The following is a 24991-nucleotide window of genomic DNA, read 5'->3' on the forward strand; positions in this document are numbered from 1 at the left end:
CGGAAGGTTTTTTTATAGTATGTAATTAGCGATTATAGGGCCGAAGCTAGATATACATTTGCGGCTGAAGTGAGCGTAGCAACGGGGGAAGAAGCAAGTTACTATTTTTCAGTACACAAATAAAAAACCGCCTCTACAAGAGAGACGGTTTGAAGTATATTATTTGAGAATTTTTTCGATGATCTCACCTGTTTTCTTATCTTTTAAGATAAGCTTTTTACTTCCGTAGTGCGTCATCTCTTCTTTGATCAGGTAGTATTGCGCATCGTAGTCGGTTAACGCTTTGATTTTTTCTACACCTGTTTGGCCGCGCCAATCTTCGAGGATAACGGGTTCCCAAATTTTAGATTTTACAGATTTGTATGCTGCATCCAGGATAGCATTTACCACGTAACCGTCGTAGAAGGTTTCTTGTGGCTGGGTACCGGCTTCCATGGCATTGAACATATCAGTGAACATGTGGTTGTAGCCTAGTTCATTTAGCTCATCGCCTACTGGGAATAACCAGCCGCTATTGCTTTCAGCTTTCTCTGCTACGTAATCTGCTCCTTTACCCGTGGTGAACATATCGAAACCGGTGCGTAAGAAGCTATTGAGCCAAATGGTTCCTTCAGAGCCCATAACTTCATCGCGAAGATCGAGACCACCGCGGAAAGTCCAGCTTACTTCGAACTGTCCTATAGCGCCGTTTTCGTACTTCACGAGGCCAATTGCGTGATCTTCTGCATCGATAGGTTTTACTTGCGTATCGGCCCAGCACATTACTTCAACAGGACGAATATCTTTACCAATAAAGCTGCGTGCAATTTCTACGCAATGGCAACCAAGATCGAGAATACAGCCACCGCCTGCTTGTTCAATATCCCAGAACCATTCAGAGTGTGGGCCAGGGTGTGTTTCACGTGATTTAGCCCAGAGGATTTTACCGAGGGCACCGGCTTGTACGCTTTGCAAGGCCTTTAAGAACTTCGGTGTATATACCAAATCCTCCAAGTAGCCATTGAAGATGCCGGCTTTCTCAACAGCATCCATCATGCGTTTAGCTTCTTCGGCGTTTCTGCCAAGTGGTTTTGTACAGATTACACCTTTTTTTGCTTCGCAGCAAGCTAATACGGCGGCTTCATGAAGGTTGTTCGGCAATGAAATACATACTACTTCTACATCTGGGTGGTTAATGGCTTCCAGCATATCGGTTGTCCAGTGCGCACAATTGTAGTCTTCTGCAAATTTTTTCGCGCTTTCTTCGCGGCGCGAATAGATACTCACAATTTTATCCCTGCTTCTTTGTCCTTGTAAAGAATCGGCATAGAATCGCCCGATAAAACCCGAGCCCAGCATTGCAATTTTAGCCATGATTGAAATGAATTGATGTTATGAATTTTGTGGATTTTGTATGGTGTTGCTATGTTTTTCTTTGAAGAATAGGATGAAATAAATGATCACTAATAAAGCTACGCCTGAAGGCACGAGCCAAATGGGCGTCCAATTGTATTGGCCATCGGCTGTGATTAAAGCATGTGCAATAATGCCCGATAGCCAGGTGCCGATGAACATACCTAGGCCATAGGTGGCGAATGTAAACATACCTTGGGCGGCATTCTTGATCTTTTCGCCTGCTTTGGCTTCCGTATACATATAACCTGTTACAAAGAAGAAATCGTAGCAGATCCCGTGCAGTATAATACCCGCGTATAACATCCATGTATTGCTTTGCATATCACCAAAAGAGAAACACACATAGCGCAATACCCAAGCGAACATACCCAGCATCAACATCTTTTTCACACCAATACGATGGAATAATAACGGAATTGCGAGGATAAACAGCGCTTCGGAGATTTGCCCTAAGATCATTTTTGAACTGGCATTTTCCATGCCTTTGTCGTTCAAGAAAAGGTTTGCCAGTTCATAATAGAAAGCCAATGGAATGCATATTAATACTGCTGCAATAAAGAAGATGAAATATGACTTGTCTTTCAGCAACACAAGCGCGTCTAAACCGGCCGCTTTAGCGAAAGTTGTTTTTTCCTTGGAGGTATTCTGTGGCGGGGTGTGTGGCAGGAAATAACTCATGGCCCCCAGTAATAATGATGCTCCACCGGCTAGTATAAAAGTGGTGGCCGTGTTTTCTATTTTGAAATAGCTGAGTACAATACCCGATACAATCCAACCCACGGTGCCGAATACCCTAATTGTAGGAAACTGTTTCCCCGCATCTGTTAGTTGGTGAAAAGCAATGGTGTTGGAAAGCGCGATGGTAGGCATGTACAACAGCGAGTAGATTAAAATAATCCAATAGAATACGTTGCTGCTTTCAATTTTCGTCGCTAGGAATAGTATGGCTGCTCCTAAGATATGTAATACACTCATCACCCGTTGTGCTGAGAAGTATTTGTCGGCTACCATACCTACGAAGAACGGTGATATCATGGTCGCAATTGCCAAGGCACTGTAGGCAGCACCTATTTGCACAGGCGAGGCACCTAAATATAATTTCATGTACGTACTCATGGTTACGTACCAAGCTCCCCAAATGAAATATTCGAGGAACATCATGCTCGATAATTGGAAACGAGTCAATGCTTTCATAACGTTGGAATAAGGGGTGAATAAGTTGAACTTAATATACTGCTAAAAATGAGCAATACAAACCCCTGTATAGATAAATTACCTACACAATATTACCAGCGGTAAAAGCATGGTGGATTAGGCGGCTGTAATTTTTTGATAGTATTTACAAGCAGGTCTTAATGCGCATTCTCCACACTTCGGGCTTCGTGCTACGCAAATGTACCTACCATGTAAAATAAGCCAGTGGTGGGCTATGTGCACTTTATCTTTCGGGATGTTTTTAATGAGTTGTAGCTCTGCTTGGAGCGGAGTTTTGGCATTTGTTGTTAGTCCAATTCTTGCCGATACGCGGAAAACGTGTGTATCTACGGCCATATTGGGTTGATGGTCGATTACAGATGTTATAACATTGGCTGTTTTACGTCCAACGCCGGGTAATTTAACGAGTTCTGGAACGGTGATGGGTATTTCGCCGTTAAAGTCATCCATTACCATATTAGCCATCCCGATGAGGTGTTTGGTTTTATTATTTGGGTAGCTAATGCTGCGGATGAGGGGGAAAAGTTCGTCGAAGGTAGCGGTACTCAATGCCGGGATGTCCGGGTATTTTTCGAAAATGGCCGGTGTGGTGAGATTGACTCTTTTATCGGTGCATTGGGCAGATAGAATTACAGCTACTAACAATTGGTAAGGATTGTCGTAGATGAGTTCGGTTTCTGCTTGTGGTACGTGTGTTTCGAAATAATTGAGTACAAATTGGTAGCGTTCCTTTTTCGTCATGCTGTAAATATAGCGCATTCGAAAAGTTTGGCGCGTAAAATTGTTGTGTAAGACAAAAGATATATTCGCCTTATTGAAACCAATTTGCTTGCTGGGTTACCTTTTCTTTTCGCCTTTTTTAGCGTAATCGAAGATCGCTTGTAAGGTAGAAGTTCTGGGTGTGTACTGCACGGTATCGAGCAGTTGCTTGGTAACTAGAATCAATTGTTGGTCTTCCTGCTGTAAACGTTTTTCCTCTTTCATATCACACTCGTTGTTTCCTGCTTCGGAAGATGCATAGGATTGTAAATTAAAAAATGGAAGTGTAGAATTACTCATGCGGGTACAATTTGATGATTGATTTGAGTGAACGAGAATATAACGGTGAATGGGTAGGAAGTATTGTTAATTTACCGAAAATTTTTCGCTTTTAAGAAAAATTTACAGGTTGGTTGGTTATATACAGGTTGTATATTATTGTAAATTATAATAAGGTGTGATTATCAGTTGTCTTTCTTCTCTGGGACAATAATATAAAGGTCTTCGGAATCCTTTTTCATGTAGTATTTTTCGCGGGCAAATTTCTCTCTTTTCTCTTGGTCGGAGAGGAGATCTTCTTTCTCTTGTTGATTTTTTTCTATTTCGGTGAGGTAGAAGCTTTTTTGGGTTTCCATTTTGCGTTGCTCGGCGCTGAGTTCGTATTGAGCAATCAGGTTATATCGATCCAAGAAACAAATCCATACCACGAATGCTAATATGGCAATAAAATAAATATTGCGCATGTAGCTGGGTAGTTTAAAAGATTTTTTTTGTTCCATGGGAAGAAGATGAGGAAAACTAAAAAATAAAAACCCTGGTATTGCGGGTGCAACACCAGGGTATGTTGACCACTATATAAACGTTTTTAACGATTATTTCTTGCCAAATTTAGTTGATTTATTTGGATAAAAAGCAACGCCTTCCAATTCTTCTTCAATGCGAAGTAATTGGTTGTATTTAGCCATACGATCAGTACGAGAAGCAGAACCTGTTTTGATTTGACCGCAATTCAATGCTACAGCCAAGTCAGCAATAGTTGTATCTTCTGTTTCGCCTGAACGGTGGCTCATGATAGAAGTATAACCGGCTTTGTGCGCCATGTTAACCGCGTCGATAGTTTCAGTAACAGTACCGATTTGGTTTACTTTGATCAAGATGCTGTTAGCGATACCATTGTCGATACCTTCTTTCAAGCGCGTTACGTTTGTTACGAACAAATCGTCACCTACTAATTGTACTTTAGTACCGATAGCCTCTGTTAATTTTTTCCAGCCATTCCAATCATCTTCCGCCATGCCGTCTTCGATAGAAACGATTGGGTATTTGTTGCACCATTCAGCCCAGTAAGCAACCATTTCATCGCTGCTAATTACTTTACCTGAAGATTTGTAGAATTTGTATGTGTTGTCAGCTTCGTTGTACATTTCGCTGCTTGCAGCATCCAAAGCGATTGAAACTTGTTCACCTGGTTTGTAACCGGCTACTTCGATTGCTTGGAGTACAGTTTCGATAGCTTCTTCGTTTGATTGGATTTCAGGAGCGAAACCACCTTCATCACCTACGTTAGTGCTGTAACCTTTTTTCTTCAACACGCTTTTCAAGTGGTGGAAGATTTCAGTACCCCAACGTAAAGCTTCAGAGAATGAAGGCGCACCATGAGGAACGATCATGAACTCTTGGAAGTCGATTTTATTATCAGCATGTACACCACCGTTGATGATGTTCATTAAAGGAATAGGCAAAGTAGTTGTGTTAACACCACCAAGGTAACGGTAAAGTGGTAAACCGCTTTCATCAGCAGCAGCTTTAGCAACAGCCATGCTCACCGCCAAGATAGCATTCGCACCCAATTTAGCTTTGTTTGGCGTACCATCTAATTCGAGCATTAATTTATCGATACCGGTTTGATCGGTCACATCATATTCACCTTCAATTTCAGGTGCAATGATTTCGTTTACGTTTTTAACGGCTTGCAATACACCTTTACCCATGTAAACGCTCTTATCGTTATCGCGAAGTTCTACAGCTTCGTGTTTACCTGTAGATGCACCAGATGGTACTGCTGCACGGCCAAAATGACCATCTTCTGTTCTAACATCTACTTCCACTGTTGGGTTGCCACGGCTATCCAAAATCTGCCTAGCATGAATTTGTGTAATGATACTCATGATGAATTGGGTGTTTAAAAAGTTTTATGGTTTTTCTAAAATCCAGCCCGCTTACTTGCCAAGCATTGTTACCACTCTACAAATTGCCTTGTAATGCTGACCTACTATTTAGTAATATCCCTGAAAATATCTTCCAGCGACGTTGAATTGCTCTGCAAAGAAAGGATGTTCCTGTTATTTATCAAAGCAAATTGCATTAGGTTTTTCCGAAGAACCTCCAGGTCGGTCGAAAACAGCTGCCAAGCATTGTTTTCCCTCGATACCACCCGTGTAACCCCCGGAATAGCGGCTAATTCTTCGTTGGTAAGGGTTTCGCCGAATGAAACGGTAATAAAACCCTCGTCGCCCGGCTGGTTTTTTAGATTAGATATATAATCGTTTGCTGTAATGTTTCCGTTCTTAATGATGATTACCCTGCTACACATGGCTTCTACTTCCTGCATAATATGGGTAGACAGCATCACGGTTTTATTTTGCCCAAGCGATTTAATGAGGTCGCGGATTTCCACAAGCTGGTTGGGATCTAAACCGGAGGTTGGCTCATCTAAAATCAATACTTCTGGGTCGTGTATCAACGCTTGGGCTAGGCCAACACGTTGTTTGTACCCTTTAGATAAAGCCCCGATTTTTTTATTCCGTTCTGCCGTTAATCCAGTCATAGCAATCATTTCATCAATACGTGCCCATTTATTCGGCACTTGGTGAGCATCTGCTACGAACGACAAAAACTCGCGCACATACATATCGAAATACAAAGGATTCGCTTCCGCGAGGTAGCCCACGCGCTTACGCACTTCCATTGTATTTGTTACAACATCAAAGCCAGCCACCTTCACCGTGCCCTCGGTTGGAGGCAAATAACCGGTGATAATCTTCATGGTGGTAGATTTTCCGGCTCCATTCGGGCCTAAAAAACCTACAATCTCACCTTTCTTCAATTCGAAGGAAATATTATTTACGGCCTTTTGCTCGCCGTAAATTTTAGTGAGGTGCGTTACTTCAATCGACATGTTTAATTTTTGAGTGCTCTAAAGTAATAGAAAATTCGGTGTGATAAATGGTTTTGCATAGGTAAGCCGCGAAAAATTTCATCTCTCGAACAAAGAACAAAAGGATGCCCAGTACACTTAGGCAACGGCGCATCCTCTTGTAAAATCTTTCCAGGGAACAATTAGTAGGTAATGCCCGGTGATAAGGTCTTCGCTTGTTCAATCATTTCCGTGATTTCGTTTAATGATGGGATGCGACCCACTAAGTTTTTAGTGTCGTTTACATCTGCTAAGCGCTGGTGCAAGTTCGCCGGTACGCGGTTACGTAATTCCCTAACTGTATCAACACCGGCCGCTTCTAATAATTCAGCAAACTGTCCGCCTACGCCGTTAATGCGCATGAGGTCGGCATGATTCACCCATTTTAAAATCAGCTTCTCCGGGATGCCGGTAGTTTCAGTTAACTTGCTACGGCCACTTTTTGATGCACCGTCTTCCAATAATTTTTCTACAGTATTGATACCAACACCTTGCAATTTGCTTGCGTAGGTGCTACCAATACCTTCGATTTCATGAATAGCGTAACTCATAAGATGAACATTATATGTGTTGAAAATACAGAATTCTAGCAACCTTTAATTTAAAATAATGTTAAATAAGCAAGCAGTTAAGAATATAATTGCTAATTTATGCATTCGCTAGATGCTAACATCATCAATACTTTTGAAGGAATGCAGTTATTTCTTTGTATAACAGTTACGCATATACGAAGTTATTCAAGTCTTATCTATACATTACTTTTGTACAATGAAGCGTTTATTTATCGGTCTTAGTTTATGTTGTTTAATAGCGCAACAGCTCCATGCGCAATCGATGCCTACAAAGAATTATCCCCAAGGTTATTTCCGTAATCCATTGGCAGTACCAATAGTACTGGCAGGGAATTTCGGCGAGTTACGTCCGAATCACTTCCATTCGGGATTGGATATGAAAACCCAGCAACGCGAAAATCTTCCTGTACATGCCGCAGCCGAAGGCTACGTTAGTAGGATCGGTGTTTCTCATACCGGTTTCGGGAATGTTTTGTACATCACGCATCCTAATGGATACACGACAGTTTACGCACACTTAAATAGGTTCTACCCTGCCCTCGAGCAGTATGTAAAACAACAACAATATAGCCAGGAAAGTTGGGCCATGAGCCTCGATATCCCGGCAGGCAAGTTCCCCGTTAAAAAAGGAGAATTTGTTGCGTGGAGTGGTAATACAGGCGGTTCCGCCGGCCCACACCTCCACTTCGAAATCCGCGATACAAAAACGGAAAAGCCATTAAACCCCATGTTATTCGGCTTCGATATCCCCGATACACGGGTGCCTGAAATGTATAGGCTTGCTGTATACAATGCCGACAAAAGCATTTACGAACAATCGCCGCAAATGATTGCTTTACGGGCTTCAAAAGTAAAAGGAACATACCTGCCACCCACGCCGGTGGTAAAGGTACATGCCAGCAAAGTGGGATTGGCTGTAGGTGCTATCGATCGACAATCAAATTCAGATAACCCGAATGGTATTTACGAAGCAATCCTAACAGAAGATGGTAAACCAAATATTGGTTTCCAATTGGATAATATCGGTTACGAAGAAACGCGCTATCTCAATGCACACATCGATTACAAAATGAAGAAGGCCGGTGGTGCCTACGTACAATTGTTGTTTTCGCTGCCTGGGAATATGCTGGATATTTACCACGATTTAGCAGGCGACGGTTATTTGGATTTGTCAGATGGAAAGCCACATCCCATTACAGTTGAAGTGAAGGATGCGTACGGAAATGCATCCAGCGTAGCGTTGTCGTTGCAATATGATGGAACCCAAAGTCCAGCGCCAGTTTGTGCGAATAGGATGTTTGCCGATTCTCGTAATATCTTTGAAAACAACCAAGTGGAATTCAATTTACCGGAAGGTGAGTTATACGACGATATTTGTTTCGCTTACCAAGAAATTCCTAGTAGTGCAGCTACCAATTTCTCGAATATACAACATGTGCACAATGCGCTCGTGCCTATTCATAGCAACTACAATATTCGCCTAAAACCGAATAAGCCCATACCTGCGAGTTTGCAATCGAAGGTAGTGATGGAGCGTGATAGCTATGGCAGCAGTACTTCTGCTACTACCTACGATAATGGCTGGTACACTGGAACATTCCGAGATTTTGGGAATTTCAAACTCGTGATCGATACCGTTGCTCCTAAAATCACTTTACTGGGTGCATTGAAGCAAAATGCAAACCTGTCAAAATCAACGAAACTTTCTTTCAGTATGAGCGATGGTAGCGGTATTCAATCGTACCGTGCCGAGTTAGATGGAAAATGGTTGATGTTCTCTCGTAAAAGCAATGTATTAACGCACACGTTCGATGAACGTTGCTTACCGGGATCGGGTAACCACACACTTAAATTAACAGTTACGGATATTGCCGGTAACAGTTCAACATATACATTCAACTTCAAACGATAAAAAATGACGCAATTAAAAGAAGGTGATAAAGCGCCTAATTTTAAAGGAAAGGATCAAAACGGGAACAAAGTTTCTTTATCGGACTACAAAGGGAAACGTGTGATCCTTTACTTCTACCCGAAAGACGATACGCCGGGATGTACTGCCCAAGCTTGTAATTTAAGAGATCATTATCCAGAGCTTACAAAGAAAGGTTATATCGTAATTGGGGTAAGTATTGATGACGAGAAAAAACACCAAAAGTTCATTACGAAGTACAATTTGCCCTTCACTTTGTTAGCCGATGATGATAAGACGATTGTGACGCAGTACGGCGTATTTGGCCCGAAGAAGTTTATGGGAAAAGAATATGAAGGTACACACCGTACCACTTTCTTAATTGACGAAAAAGGTAAGATCGCGAAGATCATTACAAAGCCCGATACAAAGAACCATACAGAAGAAATCTTGGCACTTTGGGAGCAATAAGCTTCACTATAAAGCATAAAAAAAACCTTCCCACATAGAGGAAGGTTTTTTTATGCTATTGCAATGATGTTATTAGCGTTTTTGACGTTGTTTCTTGAACAAGTTACCGGTTTTAAAGCGGTTACCTTCAGGCGAACCTACACGGTCCATCGCACAACGGAAACCAACTGTCATAGAACTCATATCTTGTTGCATGTAACGACGAGTACCTGGTGACAACCAATAAGCGCGATCGTTCCAGCTACCACCTTTAATAACGCGAGATTTATCGTTTACTAAAGAGGTCATACCGTAACCGTATTCAACCAAAGACAATGTATCACCATCCAAGTAGTTGATTACGTCACCTTTTTGGTAGTTCAAACGGTGAGCAGATTCTTCATCTGTTACAGGGCGCATTTTAAGGTTACCAAGAGAATCTTTCTCTACTTCACCATCGCCATTTTTAAATACAGTTTCGAATTTGTTACCACGGAAGTAGTTGAAATCACTACCATCGATAGGTGTTAACGGTCTGTATACGTCATTCACCCACTCACTCACGTTACCCGACATGTTATACACACCGAAAGTGTTCGGATAGTAAGAAATGATCGGACCTGGAATGGATGCACGGTCGTTCAAACCACCCGCGATACCCATGTTATCACCGGAACCGCGTTTGAAGTTCGCAAGGAACTTACCTTGCCAGTTACCACGGCGGAGTTCGCGAAGACCACTGTTATTATTGTTCCAAGAGTAGATTTGTTTGTTCATGATCAACTCTTCACCACGTTGACCTTCTTTCTTAGAAGGACCAGGGTTTTGGCCAATATAACCGAGGGCAGCGTATTCCCACTCAGCTTCCGTTGGGAGGCGATAGTTCGGTAACATGATACCGTCTTCGAACTGTGCACTACGCGGAGAGCCGTCGGCGTTTTTGAACTGTTTCTTGTTGGATTTCGACATTTTACCCGGTGTACCTTCGTATAGGCCAGAGGTATATGCTTTCGTATCGAACGTGTTATCGTCGGATTGATCCATTACGTCGGTTTTCGACAAAAGACCTGCATCCATCAATAATTTTTCGTTCACACGGTTCGAACGCCATTTACAATATTTGGTAGCTTGTTCCCAGGTTACACCCACTACTGGATAATCGTTGTAGGCAGGGTGACGGAAATAATATTCCACCAAAGGTTCGTTATAAGCTAATTGCGTACGCCATACCAAAGTATCTGGTAAAGCTTGGCGATAAACTTCAGGGAAAGATTCACCGTAAACGCGTGTTAACCAGAAAAGGTATTCGCGGTAGTGTACGTTTGCTACCTCGGTTTCGTCGATATAGAAAGAAGAAACCGTGATACGGCGAGGGATATTATTCCAGTCGTACATAACGTCTTGTTCAGTGGCACCCATTACGAATGTACCACCTTGCACGAAAACGAGACCAGGACCGGTTTGTTGGTCTTTATTTTTGGCTACCATATAGCCTCCCATCTTAGGGTCGTTATAGTTCCATCCAGTAGCTGATGATTTGCCAGCATTTCCGCTCTTATTACAGGCAGATAATAGCAATGCACCTGTACCTAAAAGCATGGAGAAGGAGGTTAATTTACGCATGCGATACGGCTTTTTTACAGTATTATATAGGTAAACGCAAATTTAATATTTTTTATTTTATATCAAAAAATATTAATTTGTAATTAAATGTTACCAAAACAGCTACCACACTTTAAATCAGGGTGTTAGCGTTTTGGGAAGTTAGTATTATTTATATTAACTTAAAATAGTATCTATAATTGTGGTTGATATCTTGCTCAAATTTGAGTTTTGCTCTTCTTGAACGTAGATTTGTACGCTATGAAAACGCCGGTTGCCGCTTTTTATTTTGTGCTTTACTGTTGTTTATTTTTCCTGGCTCCCGGGAAAACGTACGGTACCTCTCCCCTAACTAACACACTACAAGATACTTCTGTTTTGCAAAATGGCAACTGGTACCAAGTAAAATCCAAAAATCCAGGTATTTACAAGCTCGATGCTCGCTTCCTACAACAGCTGGGTATCAATTGGGTAGGTCAACCATCCAAAGGGCTTCGCATGTTCGGCATCCCAAGCGGTATGCTACCGGAAGCCAATGCAGCTAAGCTTACAAAAGGTATGCAAGAGATGCAAATTTGGATAGAAGATGGCGGAGACGGTATTTTCAATGAGCAGGATTATTACTTATTCTATTCACCCGGTGCCCACAAAGTAGCCTATAATAGCATCACAAAACAGCTCGAACACCAATTTAATTTATATACCGATAGCCTCAGTTTCCTCATCTGTACCCATGCAGGCAACACCTCGGAAGTGAAGCAACAAGCAGTACAACCTGCTGCTACCCGTACTACCACCACCGGCGATTACTACATCTTCCACGAAAACGATGCGCTCAACCTCTTGCAATCGGGGAAAAGCTGGTATGGAGAAGTATGTAGCAATGAAGTGGGGGTAGGGCTTAATCGTACCATATCGCTTGCATTGCCCAATGGTGGCCTGCAAAATGCACAGTTAAGTGTAAAAATGGCAGCGCGGGATTTTAGTAACACGGTAGCTAATATTACTGTAGGCGGTCAAGCATTTCCCCTGTATTTTCCCGCCGTAACGGGTAATATCCTTGACGCGTACGCCCAAGATCAACTGCTGACTGGGTATTTTCAACAAATTCTTACTAGCGGCGATGTAAAAATCGCCTTCCAGCCAGGGGCTAACAGCGGGAAAGCTTGGTTAGATTTCGTAGCCTTATCGGGGCGTGCTTCTTTGGAGTTACCAACAAGCGGGCAGTTCGAGTTTTGGGATAAAGCTACCAGCAGCACCGAATACCGTGTAAAAGCAAGTGAGGCAACGATGATGTGGGATATTTCTAATCCCCTTCAACCACTACAATTAAATACGACCAATACAGGGGGAATTACGAGTGCTCGTGTTAGCCAAGATAATAATTATCACTTTGTAGCTTTCGAACCTGGTAAAGCCTTAACGCCCATTGCTATAGGTGCTGTTGCAAACCGAAACCTTCTACAGTTATCACCACAATACTTGATTGTTACACATCCCGGGTTTGTACAAGCTGCCGAACGACTAGCTAGTTTCCGTTCGCCGGAATGGTCAACAGCGGTTGTAACAACCACCGAGATTTACAATGAAATGGCTGCCGGTAACCCCGATCCTTCTGCAATTCGAGATTATATTCGGTATTTAGCGCAGCGGGATCTTCGGTTCGTTTTGTTCCTAGGGGATGCTTCATATGATTATAAAAACCGGGTGAAAGCCAATACCAATTTTGTTCCCAGCTGGCAAAGTGCTGCTTCGCTAGATCCATTAAATGCCTATGTAAGCGATGATTTTTTTGGGTATTTAGAGGCTGGAGAGGATGTGAATAACCCTGCCCAAGTTAATACGCTCGATGTAAGTATTGGACGCCTTCCTGTTCAAACTGTGGCAGAAGCCAATGCTGTTGTAGCGAAAATTATGCAATACAATACCAACAGTACCTTCGGCGACTGGCGTAAACGCATGGTATTCGTGGCCGACGACGAGGATAATAATCTCCATGTGAACGATGCGGAGAAATTAGCCTCCCAAGTAGCTCAATCAACTTTTCCCTTCGACATCAAGAAGATATACCTCGATGCCTACCCTCAAACCCAAACCGGCGGGGTGGCACGCTATCCTCAAGCCCGTGAAGCTATCGACCAAAACCTCTTCAAAGGTGCCCTTGTATTAAATTATACTGGTCATGGCTCCTTCTCCCGCTTAGCAGATGAGAATGTTTTGGATGAGATGTCGGTAGAAAACTGGCAAAATGAGAATAAGCTACCGTTTGTAATTGCGGCGACTTGTGATGTAGCGCCCTTTGATAACCCTGCAGTATTTTCGCTGGGAGAAAAGTTATTATTGCGTTCGAAAGGTGGCGCTATAGCTGTAATGGCCACAGTACGACCCGTTTACGCCAACGCGAACTACGAAATGAATGCCGATTATTTGCAGCAAGTATTTTCAATAGAAGGATTAACCCTCGGCGAAGCAGCCCGGTTTGCGAAGAATAAAACCTATGCATACAACCGGAACGTTGTGAATAACAGGAAATTCCACTTATTAGGCGACCCTGCGATGCGGCTAGCATTTCCGCAGCTTGGAATTGCCACGGATTCCCTAAGTGCTGATACTGTACATGCTTTAGGTCAGTACCGTGTAAAAGGCACAGTAATTACCCCTGCAGGGCAAAAAGCCCGGGATTTCAATGGAAAAGTTATGATGCGTGTGATGGATAAGCCCAATTGGCAGCAAACACGTGCTAATGACCAGTCCAGCTTGGTTTTGAAGTATCCTGTTAATGATCAAATTTTGTTCAAAGGTGAGTCGGAAGTAAGAAATGGAGAATTTCAATTTACTTTCATAATGCCAAAAGATATAAATTACACCCTCGGAAATGGAAGTATTGACTATTATGCCTACAGTAAAACCGAAGATGCCGCAGGTGCCTTCCATCAATTACAAATAGGCGATAAAATAGCGAATACTCCCAGTGCCGATACTTCCGGGCCCCAAATTTCGGCATGGTTGAATACAAAATTCTTCCGCCAAAATGATATCACAAGTAGCGACCCCTTACTGCTCATCGATCTGTTCGACGAACATGGGATCAATACAACCGGTAAAAACATAGGGCACGATATAACAGCTTGGCTAGATGACAGTACACGGTATTTCGTATTAAATGATTATTTTAATGCTACGTTGAACAGCTATCAACGTGGATCGATCGAATTTCCAATCCAAGGCATCGCAGCAGGAGCACACGAGTTGACGATCAAAGCTTGGGATACCTATAATAATTCCAGTGTTTACAGGCTCAGGTTTAGGGTACCAGGCCAACAAACTTTGCAAGTAGAAAGCGTTGTGAATTTCCCTAACCCGTTCAATGAGCAAACACGTTTCATCTTTACCCACAACCAAGGAAGCGGCGAACTAGCGGTAAGCGTACAAATTTTTAATACGGCAGGACAATCCGTCCGAAATATTAAGAACACAATAAATGTACAAAATGAGCGTTTTCAAAGCATTTTGTGGGATGGTAAAGCCGACTCTGGAGTAAAAGTAAACCCCGGTATTTATTTCTATAAGTTAACAATTAGAGATAAAGAGAGCAGTGTCAAACACTTAGGTGGGAAGCTTTTAGTATTATAAAGATATTTTAATTGATTAAAATTTATTATGTGTTTATAATCCCTTATGCTTGGTTATATCAAATTACACATTATTTTTACATCTTATCTAACTAAATCCAATATTGCATGTTTCGTAGGATAACAACGGCTGTGGTATGTTTCTTTGCCATATTTGCGTCGCCTAAGGCCTTCGGCCAGATCAACTCAGGTGATGTAGATGGTAGGGTAAATACTATCAATACTGCTGTTCCTTTTCTCCGTATTTCTCCCGACGCCCGTAGTGGCGCCATGGGCGACGCGGGGATTGCTATTTCCCCTGATGCCAATTCTGTTTATTGGAACTTATCCAAGCTACCTTTTGCCACGCAAAACTCGGCCGTATCTGTTACTTATACCCCATGGCTCAAAGAACTCGTTAACGATGTTTTTCTTGCTAACTTAAGCGGGTATACGAAACTAAGCGACATCGAAGCTATTGGCGGTTCCTTACGTTATTTCTCACTGGGTAATATCAATTTTACAGACATCACCGGTCAAACCACCGGCGAATACCGCCCACGCGAATTCGCATTGGATGCGGGTTACGCTAGAAAGTTGAGCGACCATTGGTCGATCGGTTTAACTGGGCGTTTCATTTATTCAAATCTTGCCAACGGTCAAAACCAATCCGGTCAAACTATTCGCCCGGGTAAAGCATTTGGTGCAGATATCTCTACCTTCTACACGAAAGATTTCGAACGCGAAGATGGTTTGAAGAATACTTGGAACTTCGGTGTAGCGATTACGAACATTGGTACGAAAATCTCTTATACGCAATCGGCGCAACAGAAAGATTTCATTCCTACCAACCTCGGTATTGGTACTGCCTATACATACGAAATTGACGAATTCAATAAAATCACCGGTACTTTAGATATTAACAAGTTAATGGTGCCTACACCAGATTCTGCCCGTACTTACTTGAATAAATCCGTAATGGAAGGCATGTTCTCTTCCTTTGGTGATGCAAGTTTGAAGGAAGAATTCCACGAGTTAATGTACAGCCTTGGTGCCGAATATTGGTATAACGATATGTTTGCTGTACGTGCCGGTTACTACAACGAGCATGCTACCAAAGGTAACCGCAAATATTTCACTACCGGCCTAGGTGTGAAATACGACATCTTCGGTTTAAACTTCTCGTACCTCGTGCCTTCAGGCTCCGGTATACAGAAGAACCCACTGTCGAATACTCTCCGCTTCACACTCACATTCGACTTGTCGCGTAGCAACGATTAAAGAATCCTATCTTTGCAATAGAACGATACTTGTAAATCCTCCTAGCCTTTCGCTGGGAGGATTTATATTTTATTCGTGCATATGTGCAGGTTAAACTGTATGTTTGGACAATTATCTATTTTCATCATAATACATGAAACATGAGTAAATTAAGGATTGGATTGGGCGTGGATTTCCACCAGTTAGTAGAAGGACGTGATTTTTGGTTAGGCGGTGTTTTAGTGCCGCATCATCAAGGCGCATTAGGGCATAGCGATGCCGACGTTTTATTACATGCTATTTGTGATGCGATGTTAGGTGCTGCAGCTTTAGGTGATATTGGCACACATTTTCCAGATACAGATAATGCGTACAAAAATATCGACAGCAAAATTTTATTGGCAAAAACAACGGAATTGATTGCTGCTAAAGGTTATAGTGTTGTGAATGTGGATGCCACATTGTGTTTGCAAGCACCTAAAATCAAACCTTATGTTCCGCAGATGCAATCCGTTATTGCGAAATTAATCGGCGTAACAGAAGAAGAGGTGTCTATTAAAGCAACCACCACAGAAAAGTTAGGTTTCGTAGGTCGTGAAGAAGGTGTAGTAGCATATGCTTCAGCCCTCTTGGAAAAGCAATAATTTGCCTCGAAATTTTAACAAAACTTGCCACTGCGTTTAACCGCATTATCAACTTTCAAAAGTATCTTTGTTTATATGGCCGAAGTAACACTGAAAATAATTAACCAATCAAATAACCCAATGCCGGAATATGCTACAAAAGATGCAGCCGGTATGGATCTTCGCGCAAACCTCGAGCGCCCAATTGTAATGCAACCCATGGAACGTTTACTCATTCCAACGGGCTTGTTTATGGAAATTCCGCAAGGCTTCGAAGCACAAATTCGCCCTCGTAGCGGCTTGGCCATCAAACAAGGTCTTACATTATTGAACACACCTGGTACCATCGATGCCGATTACCGTGGTGAGGTGAAAATAATTATGATTAACTTATCGAAAGAACCACAAACCATCCAACATGGCGATCGAATCGCTCAAATGATCATTGCCCCTTTTGTGCAAGCAACGATCGAAAGCGTAGCGGTACTGTCTGAAACAGAACGCGGCGCCGGAGGTTTCGGTCATACCGGTAAATCCTAATCCATTTCCATGCGTATAGCCATCACCGTTATATCATTTGTTGCCCTTGCATTGGCCGCCGGTTGTAAAAGTAACCGCAGCATCACGCATGCTCCAACGCAAGCTCCATTGCAACAAGTGAAAGATCCCGAAGTGCTGGCTCAACGTGCCGACAGCCTTTTCTTCGCCGCACAGCGTTCTAAAATGCTGGGCGATTACAAAACCGCTATCACGCAGTATTCCGATTATTTACGCTTAAATCGTTATAATCCGACCGTTTACTACGAATTGGCTCGCCTCTTTGTAGAAGTACGGAATGCGCCGATAGCGCTCAGCTTTGCAAGGGTTTCGGTGAAAATGGATAATCAAAATAAATGGTTCCAACGCACCTTAGCCGATGCTTTTGTGCTGAATGAAATGTACGATTCCGCTGCCACCGTGTTCGATCAACTCGCCCGCGAAAACGCAGATAACGAAGAGTTCCTGTTCAATAAAGCTATGAATCTCGCACAAGCGAATAAGCCCCGCGAAGCGCTTAATGTGCTGGATACCTTAGAGAAAAAAATGGGAGTGGTGGAAGATGTCATCCTGCAAAAGCAACGACTTCTTCTCAGGCTTAATAACGTAGGGGGAGCCGCGGCAGAGATTAAAAAACTGATTGCCGATAACCCACTGGAACTACGCTACCGCCTACTACTCGCCGATGTATACGAAGCGAATAATTACCCCGAAGAAGCAAAAGAACAATACAACTGGGTACTGAAACGCGACGAATTCAACCCGAGAGCACTCATTGCACTCGCCAATATGGAGAAAAATGAAGGCAATACGGAAGCGTATTGGACTCATCTTTCCCGTGCATTCGCTAATCCAGATTATAATATCGACGATAAAGTCGCATTCGTTTATCCATACTTGCAAATGCTTTCGCTCGACTCTACTAAAATGAACGAAGGGCTCCGCCTGTCGCGTATTATCGTAGATACACATCCGACCGACGCCAAAGCATTCGCTTTACAAGGCGACATGTTTACGCAGGCTCAAATGGAAGACAGCGCACTTACCGCCTATTTCAAAGCCGTAGACTTGGATAGCACGAAGTTTACCGTTTGGTATCAAATTATGTGGCTTACTTCCAGGGGCGATGATGTGGATATGATGAAAGAAGTGAGTGAAAAAGTCACCAGGTTGTTCCCTAAAGAGTTTATGGGGTATTATTTCAACGGCTTGGCGAACTATTTCGAGCAACATTATGGCGATGCCGCCAAAATACTCAACCGCGGCTTGCAAGTAGGTACAGGCGATTCGAAATTACGAGGTGATGTTTATTCATTGTTGGGTGACATTTACCACGCAACTGGTCAACACCAGTTAAGCGACAGTTGTTACGAATTGGTACTCGATTTGCGACCTAAAGATCACCTGGTGATGAATAACTATAGCTATTATTTATCGATGCGGGGTGAGAAATTGGATAAAGCGGAACGATTATCGCGGCGTAGTTTGGACTTGATGCCCAACAGCCCGGTTTACTTAGATACATATGCCTGGATATTATTCAGGTTGGGCAAATATTCCGAAGCGCGTGATTATATAGAAAAAGCATTAACGCACGAGGAAGCAAAGCAAGATCCCGATGTGCTAGAACACTATGGGGATATCTTGTATAATTTAAAAGAAGTGGACAAAGCCGTAGAGTATTGGCAATTAGCCAAATCGAAAGGCGCAAATTCAGTTGGCTTGGCACAAAAAATAGCAGAGAAACGTTATATTCATCCTGCTATTACAACAAGTGCACAGTAGCCGATGTAATGAACTTATTTTTCGAGAACAATGAAGCAAAAAGTACTATTACACATACTATCCGTATTGATCATTGGCATGGTAACGGTTTCGTGCCGATCGTCGAAGAAATTAGCACGACCGGAAACGGGTTATTTCACCGGCGATTCTACGAAATTACCGAAAGACTCTAGCGGTACTTCCGTACCCAAAGGTACCGACCCCGCTGAAGTAAAAACTTTACTGGATAATATTCAAAAGAACCACATCGATTTTAAAACCTATAGCGCTAAGTTGAAAGCCGATTTCGAAAGCGATAAAGGGGAGTCGATGAACAATTTGAATGTTGACATCAATATGATCAAAGACAGCGTGGTTTGGATTTCCGTGAGCGTACCTATTGTAGGTGAAGTAGCACGGGTACTTATTACGCCCGATAGTTTGAAGTTGGTAGATCGTTATCATAAAGAAATGATGCTGCGCGATATTAGGAATGCCAGTGATGTACTTGGTATTCCATTCGATTTTAGCACCATCCAAGATTTACTCGTTGGTAATCCCGTGTTCTTGAATGATTCCGTATCCCAAATCGTAAAAACACCAACGCTTATCTCGTTCTCTTGCGTACAAGCCGGCTTAACAAGCTTGTTTAACGTATATCCCGACGATTACAGCTTACAACAAAGCAAAGTATCAGGCGCAGATGCCACAGGACAACAACGTTCTTGTGAATTAACATATGGCAACTATAAAGTAGTAGACGGCAGAAAATTACCATTCTCTAGGAGAATCTTCATCGAAGATAAAAGATTGATTAAAGTAGCCATGGATTTTACCAGGGTGGAATTCAATAAGGATAAAGTAACCACTACCTTCAATTTCCAACCCAGCAAATTCAAACAGAAATAAAACTCTGTCAAGGAATTCGTTAAAGTTTATGCGCATGTATAATTAAGCTTGTAACTTTAACGTTATTTAAAAATATAATTTAAGCGGATTAATACAACATGAGGGTTCAATTCAACAAGTTTTTCACAATTTTAGTCGTAGTAATGCTAGGAGTAATGCCGATTGCTTTGCAAGCGCAGAATCAACCCTCCAGGGAAGAACTCGAACGCAGGAAACGGGAATTGCAGAAAGAAATTGATGAAGCCAACGAAGCTTTAAAAGAAACGAAAAAATCGTCGAAAGAGAGCCTTGGTCAACTCCGCGTGTTGCGTAATAAAATCGAACTCCGTTCAAAGCTCATCAATAATATCAACTCCGAAATTAATTTCATTAACGGCGATATCAATTCCGCGTATCGCGATGTGAAAACTTTGGAGAAGGACCTAGATACGCTGAAACAACAGTACGCACAATTGGTAGTATATGCTTACAAAAACCGTAGCTCTTACGCCATGCTCAACTTTGTATTCAGCGCTAACAGCTTTAACGATGCCGTTAAACGATACGAATACCTTCGCCAATACCGCGAATACCGTCGTCGCCAAGCAGGTACGATCGTAGAAACCCAAAACGCGCTAAAAACTAAGATCAATAACTTAGAATCACAGAAGGTTAAACGTAGTACAGTACTTAAATCGGAACAAGAAGAGCGCAGCACACTTGAAAAAGATAAACAAGAAAAGGACGAGGTTTTTAATAAACTGAAGTCCCGCGAGAAAGAGCTAACGACAGATTTGACCAAGAAAATCAAAGATGCCCAGAAAGTTCAAACAGCCATCCGCGCTGTAATCCGCAAAGAGATTGAAGATGCTCGTAAGAAAGCCGAAGCAGAAGAACTAGCCCGTAAGAAAGCCGCTGCTGCTGAAGCAGAAAGAAAACGAATCGCTGCTGCAGAAGAAGCCCGTAGAGTAGCTGCCGCAAAAGCTGCTGCTGCGAATGCCGCCAAAGAAGCTGCTGCTAACAATAATAACCATACCGTGGTAAAAGAAGCTACTGCACAGAAGCCGCCTGAGCCGAAAGTAGAGCAACCTAAACCACAAGAAAAAGATCCGGAAGATACCAAACCAGCTAGGGCTGTAAACGTACTCGAAGCAACACCAGAAGCAGCTGCCCTAGGCGAAAGCTTCGAAGCCAACAAAGGCAAATTGCCTTGGCCAATGGCGTCTGGTATTATTACTGGTTACTTCGGCCCGCAAAAGCACCCTGTTATCGAAACTATTACAATCAACCACCAAGGTTTGATCTTCTCCACTCCCAAAAATGAACCCGTACGCACTATCTTCGACGGGGAAGTGAGAAAGATCTTTGCTGCCGACGGATCAGGATACGTTGTAATTATCAAACATGGCCAGTACTTCACCAACTACGTACACGTACAATCTTTACGCGTTAAATCCGGGGATATGGTAAAAACCGGCCAAGTAATTGGTACTGCCAGCACCAACGAAGAAGATAACCGCGGTGAATTCGAGTTACAGATTTGGAAAAGCGTACAGCTTCAAAACCCAATCCTGTGGTTAAAACGTAAATAATCATTTTATACATAATAAGAAAGCCGTCTCTTTACATAGAGACGGCTTTTTTTATGCCTGTTATTTACCTATTAGGAACATATTATGCCAATGTGTTCAGCAAGTATGTTCCATGTTATTTCCATGTAGTTTCTGGCTAAATCCATGTAGTTTCCATGTAAACTCCATGTAATTTCATATCCTCACCCTATCTATACCCTATCTCAAGCCTATCCTAAGCCTATCTCAAGCCTATCTCCACCCTATCCCCTTCCCTATTTATGCATTTATAATTACCTATAAACCAGTGTAATATAAAAAAAGAGGTCGCCATATTGCTATGGCGACCTCTTCTAAGAGTTTGAATATTAGGCCATTACAGGCTTTACGCCTTGTACAACACGCTCATATAGCTTCTCGTACTCGGGAATAATGTTGTCGATATGGAAACGTTGTGCTTGTTTATAGGCGCCTTCACGGAGGTGTTCCAATAATGCCGGGTTGGAAAGTACTTCTATAGCATGTTTGGCCATAGCATCTACATCTCCTACATTGCTTGTGAATCCTGTTTCGCCATCAATATTAATCTCTGGCAAACCACCCGCGTTACTCGATAATACGGGTACATGCGAGGCCATGGCTTCCAATGCCGCCAAACCAAAGCTCTCATAATCAGACGGTAATAAGAATAAATCTGCAATCGACATTACATCTTCCAACTGCTCCTGCTTACCCACAAAACGTACATCGTCGCACAAATTCAAAGAACGACACATACATTCAATCGATGGGCGATCAGGACCGTCACCCACTAATAAAAGCTTCGCAGGCATTACATCACGCACTTTCTTAAAGGCATTTACCACGTCGGGTACGCGTTTTACCTTGCGGAAGTTAGATACGTGTAACAAAATTTTCTCGCCGTTAGGGGCAATCGCCTTCCTAAATTGAGGCATATCGCGTCGGCGGAACCTTTGTGTATCTACGAAGTTGTAAATCACCTCGATATCCTTCGTAATAGGGAACGATTTATATGTTTCCTCGCGCAAGTTGTTAGAAACAGCCGTAATAGCATCGGACTCGTTGATCGAGAAGGTAACAACGGGTTCGTATGTTTTATCCTTGCCTACCAACGTAATATCGGTACCATGGAGGGTTGTGATAAACGGAACACGTTTACCGTGCGTTGCCGCAATTTGCTTCGCCAAATAGGCTGTAGATGCATGCGGAATAGCGTAATGTACGTGTAAAAGATCCAACTTCTGGTTCAAAATTACATCCACCATGGTGCTGCTAAGCGCAGATTCATAAGGTGGAAAGTCGAATAAGGGATAGGTTGGAACTTGAACTTCGTGGTAAAAAATATTGGCGTGAAAAGCGTTTAATCGAACGGGTTGCTGGTAAGTAATGAAATGAACCATATGTCCTTTATCGGCCAGCGCTTTCCCTAGTTCTGTCGCTAATACGCCGCTACCGCCATAAGTGGGATAGCACACAATTCCTATATTCATTAATAATCTGTTTAATCTTCCTTTTAATAGATTTCTCTTCCTAATGAGGGGAATGACTCGCAATGGGCTTCCGGGAAATTTACAACTAAGGTAGTGTACAAATTTCATTTGGAGCGTTCACAAATCTCATTAATTTGTAATAGCAATTTAAATGACTAGTTTTAAATTTAAATTAAATGCTTATGAAGAAGTATTTACTCCTCTTCCTGTGTTGTGGGAGTATTGTAGGGGCGAATGCGCAAGCCAACCGCGATTCGCTCGTTATTAGGCAAGTAGCCGACGAAATTTTAGCCAACGGTAAAGCCTACGAAGACCTTAGAGTATTAACAAAAACCATTGGTGGCCGCCTAGCCGGTTCTCCGCAGATGGTGAAAGCTGAGCAATGGGGTGCAGCTACTTTACGTGCTGCCGGTGCCGATACCGTGTATTTCCAAGAATGCATGGTGCCACATTGGGTACGTGGAGAGAAAGAGCAAGCCAAAATTATTTCGAATCGCCGCGATTTTATTCCCCCGTTGAATATATTAGCCCTGGGTAATTCCGTAGGTACCGGTGCCAAAGGGGTAACGGCAGGTGTAATTGAGGTGAAGTCGTTTGATGAATTAGAAGCGAAAAAGGATCAAATCAAAGGTAAAATCGTTTTCTATAACTATGCCTTCAAGTCCAATTTCGTTAAAACCTTCCATTCTTACGGCGATGCTGTAAAGTTCCGTGGATCGGGTGCCAGCAGGGCAGCGAAATATGGTGCCGTTGCGGTCATTGTACGTTCTATGTCGCACAGTACCGATAACAACCCGCATACAGGTTCCGTAAATTATGATACCACCCAACCGAAAATTCCAGCAGTAGCCATCGGTTTACAAGATGCTGATCGTCTCAGTACCCGTGTAGCCAACGACCCATCTGCCAAAGTATATATCCGTACGATGTGCCAGAAGTTGCCAGATACAATTGGTCATAACGTAATTGGCGAAATCCGTGGTGCTAAATACCCGGATGAGTTCGTTACGGTAGGCGGACACTTAGATTCGTGGGATGTATGCGAAGGCGCGCACGACGATGGTGCCGGCTGTGTACAATCGATCGAAATCTTACGTACTTTCAAAAAATTGGGTATTCAACCACAACGCACCTTGCGCGTGGTATTATTTGCGAACGAAGAAAATGGCGGTCGTGGCGGTGCGAAATATGCAGAAATAGCGAAAGCTAAGAATGAAAAGCATGTATTTGCCTTAGAAAGCGATGCAGGTGGTTTTACACCTCGTGGCTTTATGTTAGAATGCACGCCAGAACAACGCGCGAAATTGGTGTCGTTTAAACCCTTACTTTTACCATACGGTGCATACGATTTCGATGAAGTAGGTGGCGGGGTTGACGTAGGATTTTTACACCGTGCATTGGGCACTCCAATGGGCGAACTTTCCCCTGATTCACAACGTTATTTCGATATTCACCACGCAGCTAGCGACGTATTCGAAAATGTAAACAGGCGAGAATTGTTGCTTGGAGCGGTAAATATGGCTGGGTTGATATATTTGGTAGATCAATACGGACTATAAAAGCAAGTTTATATTCAACTATTATATGCGTAAATTCCTATTTTTCGTAATCGGCGGTATTGTGTTAATCTTCACAATATTCTTTATTTACAAATACTTGTACGTATATGCCGACGGCTCAAAAGCAGGCGAACTCAACTACTTCGCAAAGAAAGGCTATATGTTCAAAACCTACGAAGGCCGCCTGATCCAATCAGGTTTCCGCGGTAGGCAACCGAACACATTGCAATCAAACGAGTTCACCTTCTCAGTAGTCGACGAAAAAGTAGCCCAAAAACTACTCCGCTGTAGCGGCAAACAAGTAGAAGTACATTATAAACAATACCTAGGTGCATTACCATGGCGTGGATATAGTGTGTATATAGTAGATAGTATATTGTCTGTTACAGATCCTTTGACTTTGGAGAAGGAACAACTATAATTGAGATATTCCCTTATAAAACGAAAGCCTTTCCAATTTAGGGAAGGCTTTCGCATTTATAGAAATCTTTTAAATAACCAGTGAATGCTCCCCTATTAAGTATTCCTACCAAGCTAAGATGTTGCCCCTATTCTGCTCGGCAGCGCAG

At 42.6% G+C, this 24991-nt stretch carries 21 protein-coding genes; 11 read left to right on the forward strand and 10 right to left on the reverse strand.

What is annotated here, in order from left to right; translation table 11 throughout:
- Positions 1-159: 159 nt before the first annotated feature.
- The 8 genes from LX64_RS00990 to LX64_RS01025 form a co-directional block, all read right to left on the reverse strand.
- Positions 160-1353, reverse strand: a complete 1194-nt coding sequence (locus LX64_RS00990) for a Gfo/Idh/MocA family protein (RefSeq protein WP_111595736.1) — start codon at positions 1351-1353, stop codon at positions 160-162.
- An 18-nt stretch (positions 1354-1371) separates the two neighbouring features.
- Positions 1372-2589 carry a nucleoside permease gene (locus LX64_RS00995; RefSeq protein WP_111595737.1) on the reverse strand — a complete coding sequence of 406 codons (1218 nt, stop codon included), beginning with the start codon at positions 2587-2589 and terminating at the stop codon, positions 1372-1374.
- A 117-nt stretch (positions 2590-2706) separates the two neighbouring features.
- Positions 2707-3369, reverse strand: a complete 663-nt coding sequence (gene nth / locus LX64_RS01000) for an endonuclease III (RefSeq protein WP_245952511.1) — start codon at positions 3367-3369, stop codon at positions 2707-2709.
- Positions 3370-3447: 78 nt separating this feature from the next.
- Positions 3448-3669: a hypothetical protein gene (locus LX64_RS01005; RefSeq protein WP_111595739.1), complete on the reverse strand. Its 222-nt coding sequence runs from the start codon at positions 3667-3669 to the stop codon at positions 3448-3450.
- 164 nt (positions 3670-3833) lie between these two features.
- Positions 3834-4148, reverse strand: a complete 315-nt coding sequence (locus LX64_RS01010; protein ID WP_111595740.1) for an FtsB family cell division protein — start codon at positions 4146-4148, stop codon at positions 3834-3836.
- Positions 4149-4241: 93 nt separating this feature from the next.
- Complete coding sequence (gene eno, locus LX64_RS01015; protein WP_111595741.1) at positions 4242-5537, reverse strand: phosphopyruvate hydratase; 1296 nt, start codon at positions 5535-5537, stop codon at positions 4242-4244.
- A 104-nt stretch (positions 5538-5641) separates the two neighbouring features.
- Positions 5642-6547: a gliding motility-associated ABC transporter ATP-binding subunit GldA gene (gldA, locus tag LX64_RS01020; protein ID WP_111595742.1), complete on the reverse strand. Its 906-nt coding sequence runs from the start codon at positions 6545-6547 to the stop codon at positions 5642-5644.
- A gap of 161 nt (positions 6548-6708) precedes the next feature.
- Positions 6709-7116 carry a DUF4332 domain-containing protein gene (locus tag LX64_RS01025; RefSeq protein WP_111595743.1) on the reverse strand — a complete coding sequence of 136 codons (408 nt, stop codon included), beginning with the start codon at positions 7114-7116 and terminating at the stop codon, positions 6709-6711.
- A gap of 217 nt (positions 7117-7333) precedes the next feature.
- Here LX64_RS01025 and LX64_RS01030 point away from each other — a divergent pair, with 217 nt between their 5' ends.
- Together LX64_RS01030 and bcp are read left to right on the forward strand one after the other, a co-directional pair.
- A complete protein-coding gene (locus LX64_RS01030; protein WP_111595744.1) occupies positions 7334-9049 on the forward strand; it encodes a peptidoglycan DD-metalloendopeptidase family protein in 1716 nt (571 codons plus the stop codon).
- Positions 9050-9052: 3 nt separating this feature from the next.
- A complete protein-coding gene (gene bcp / locus LX64_RS01035) occupies positions 9053-9517 on the forward strand; it encodes a thioredoxin-dependent thiol peroxidase (protein ID WP_111595745.1) in 465 nt (154 codons plus the stop codon).
- Between the two features lie 72 nt (positions 9518-9589).
- Here the strand turns inward: bcp and LX64_RS01040 are convergent, their stop codons facing one another.
- On the reverse strand, positions 9590-11119 hold the full coding sequence (locus tag LX64_RS01040) for an SUMF1/EgtB/PvdO family nonheme iron enzyme (RefSeq protein WP_111595746.1): 1530 nt from the start codon (positions 11117-11119) through the stop codon (positions 9590-9592).
- A 240-nt stretch (positions 11120-11359) separates the two neighbouring features.
- On the opposite strand from LX64_RS01040, the gene porU reads away from it, so the two are divergent.
- The 7 genes from porU (at position 11360) to LX64_RS01075 (ending at position 21373) form a co-directional block, all read left to right on the forward strand.
- Positions 11360-14731 (forward strand): type IX secretion system sortase PorU, encoded by a 3372-nt coding sequence (gene porU / locus LX64_RS01045; protein WP_148707149.1) that lies wholly within the window; start codon positions 11360-11362, stop codon positions 14729-14731.
- Between the two features lie 107 nt (positions 14732-14838).
- Positions 14839-15990, forward strand: coding sequence for a type IX secretion system outer membrane channel protein PorV (gene porV, locus LX64_RS01050; protein ID WP_148707150.1), 1152 nt, complete (start codon positions 14839-14841; stop codon positions 15988-15990).
- Between the two features lie 140 nt (positions 15991-16130).
- Positions 16131-16613, forward strand: a complete 483-nt coding sequence (ispF, locus tag LX64_RS01055; protein WP_111595748.1) for a 2-C-methyl-D-erythritol 2,4-cyclodiphosphate synthase — start codon at positions 16131-16133, stop codon at positions 16611-16613.
- A 75-nt stretch (positions 16614-16688) separates the two neighbouring features.
- A complete protein-coding gene (gene dut, locus LX64_RS01060; protein WP_111595749.1) occupies positions 16689-17132 on the forward strand; it encodes a dUTP diphosphatase in 444 nt (147 codons plus the stop codon).
- Positions 17133-17141: 9 nt separating this feature from the next.
- Entirely contained in the window at positions 17142-18914 is a 1773-nt protein-coding gene (locus LX64_RS01065; protein ID WP_111595750.1) for a tetratricopeptide repeat protein, read from the forward strand.
- A 30-nt stretch (positions 18915-18944) separates the two neighbouring features.
- Entirely contained in the window at positions 18945-19802 is an 858-nt protein-coding gene (locus LX64_RS01070) for a DUF4292 domain-containing protein (protein ID WP_111595751.1), read from the forward strand.
- Between the two features lie 98 nt (positions 19803-19900).
- Positions 19901-21373, forward strand: coding sequence for a murein hydrolase activator EnvC family protein (locus LX64_RS01075; protein ID WP_111595752.1), 1473 nt, complete (start codon positions 19901-19903; stop codon positions 21371-21373).
- A 347-nt stretch (positions 21374-21720) separates the two neighbouring features.
- On the opposite strand, the gene bshA is transcribed toward LX64_RS01075, so the two are convergent.
- Positions 21721-22863 (reverse strand): N-acetyl-alpha-D-glucosaminyl L-malate synthase BshA, encoded by a 1143-nt coding sequence (bshA, locus tag LX64_RS01080; RefSeq protein ID WP_111595753.1) that lies wholly within the window; start codon positions 22861-22863, stop codon positions 21721-21723.
- A gap of 182 nt (positions 22864-23045) precedes the next feature.
- Between bshA and LX64_RS01085 the strand changes: the two genes are divergently transcribed.
- On the forward strand, positions 23046-24422 hold the full coding sequence (locus LX64_RS01085) for a M20/M25/M40 family metallo-hydrolase (protein WP_111595754.1): 1377 nt from the start codon (positions 23046-23048) through the stop codon (positions 24420-24422).
- A 25-nt stretch (positions 24423-24447) separates the two neighbouring features.
- Positions 24448-24843 (forward strand): hypothetical protein, encoded by a 396-nt coding sequence (locus LX64_RS01090; RefSeq protein ID WP_111595755.1) that lies wholly within the window; start codon positions 24448-24450, stop codon positions 24841-24843.
- The last annotated feature ends 148 nt before the right edge of the window (positions 24844-24991 follow it).

This window comes from Chitinophaga skermanii (assembly GCF_003259335.1).
In the GTDB taxonomy this organism is placed as follows: Bacteria; Bacteroidota; Bacteroidia; order Chitinophagales; family Chitinophagaceae; genus Chitinophaga; species Chitinophaga skermanii.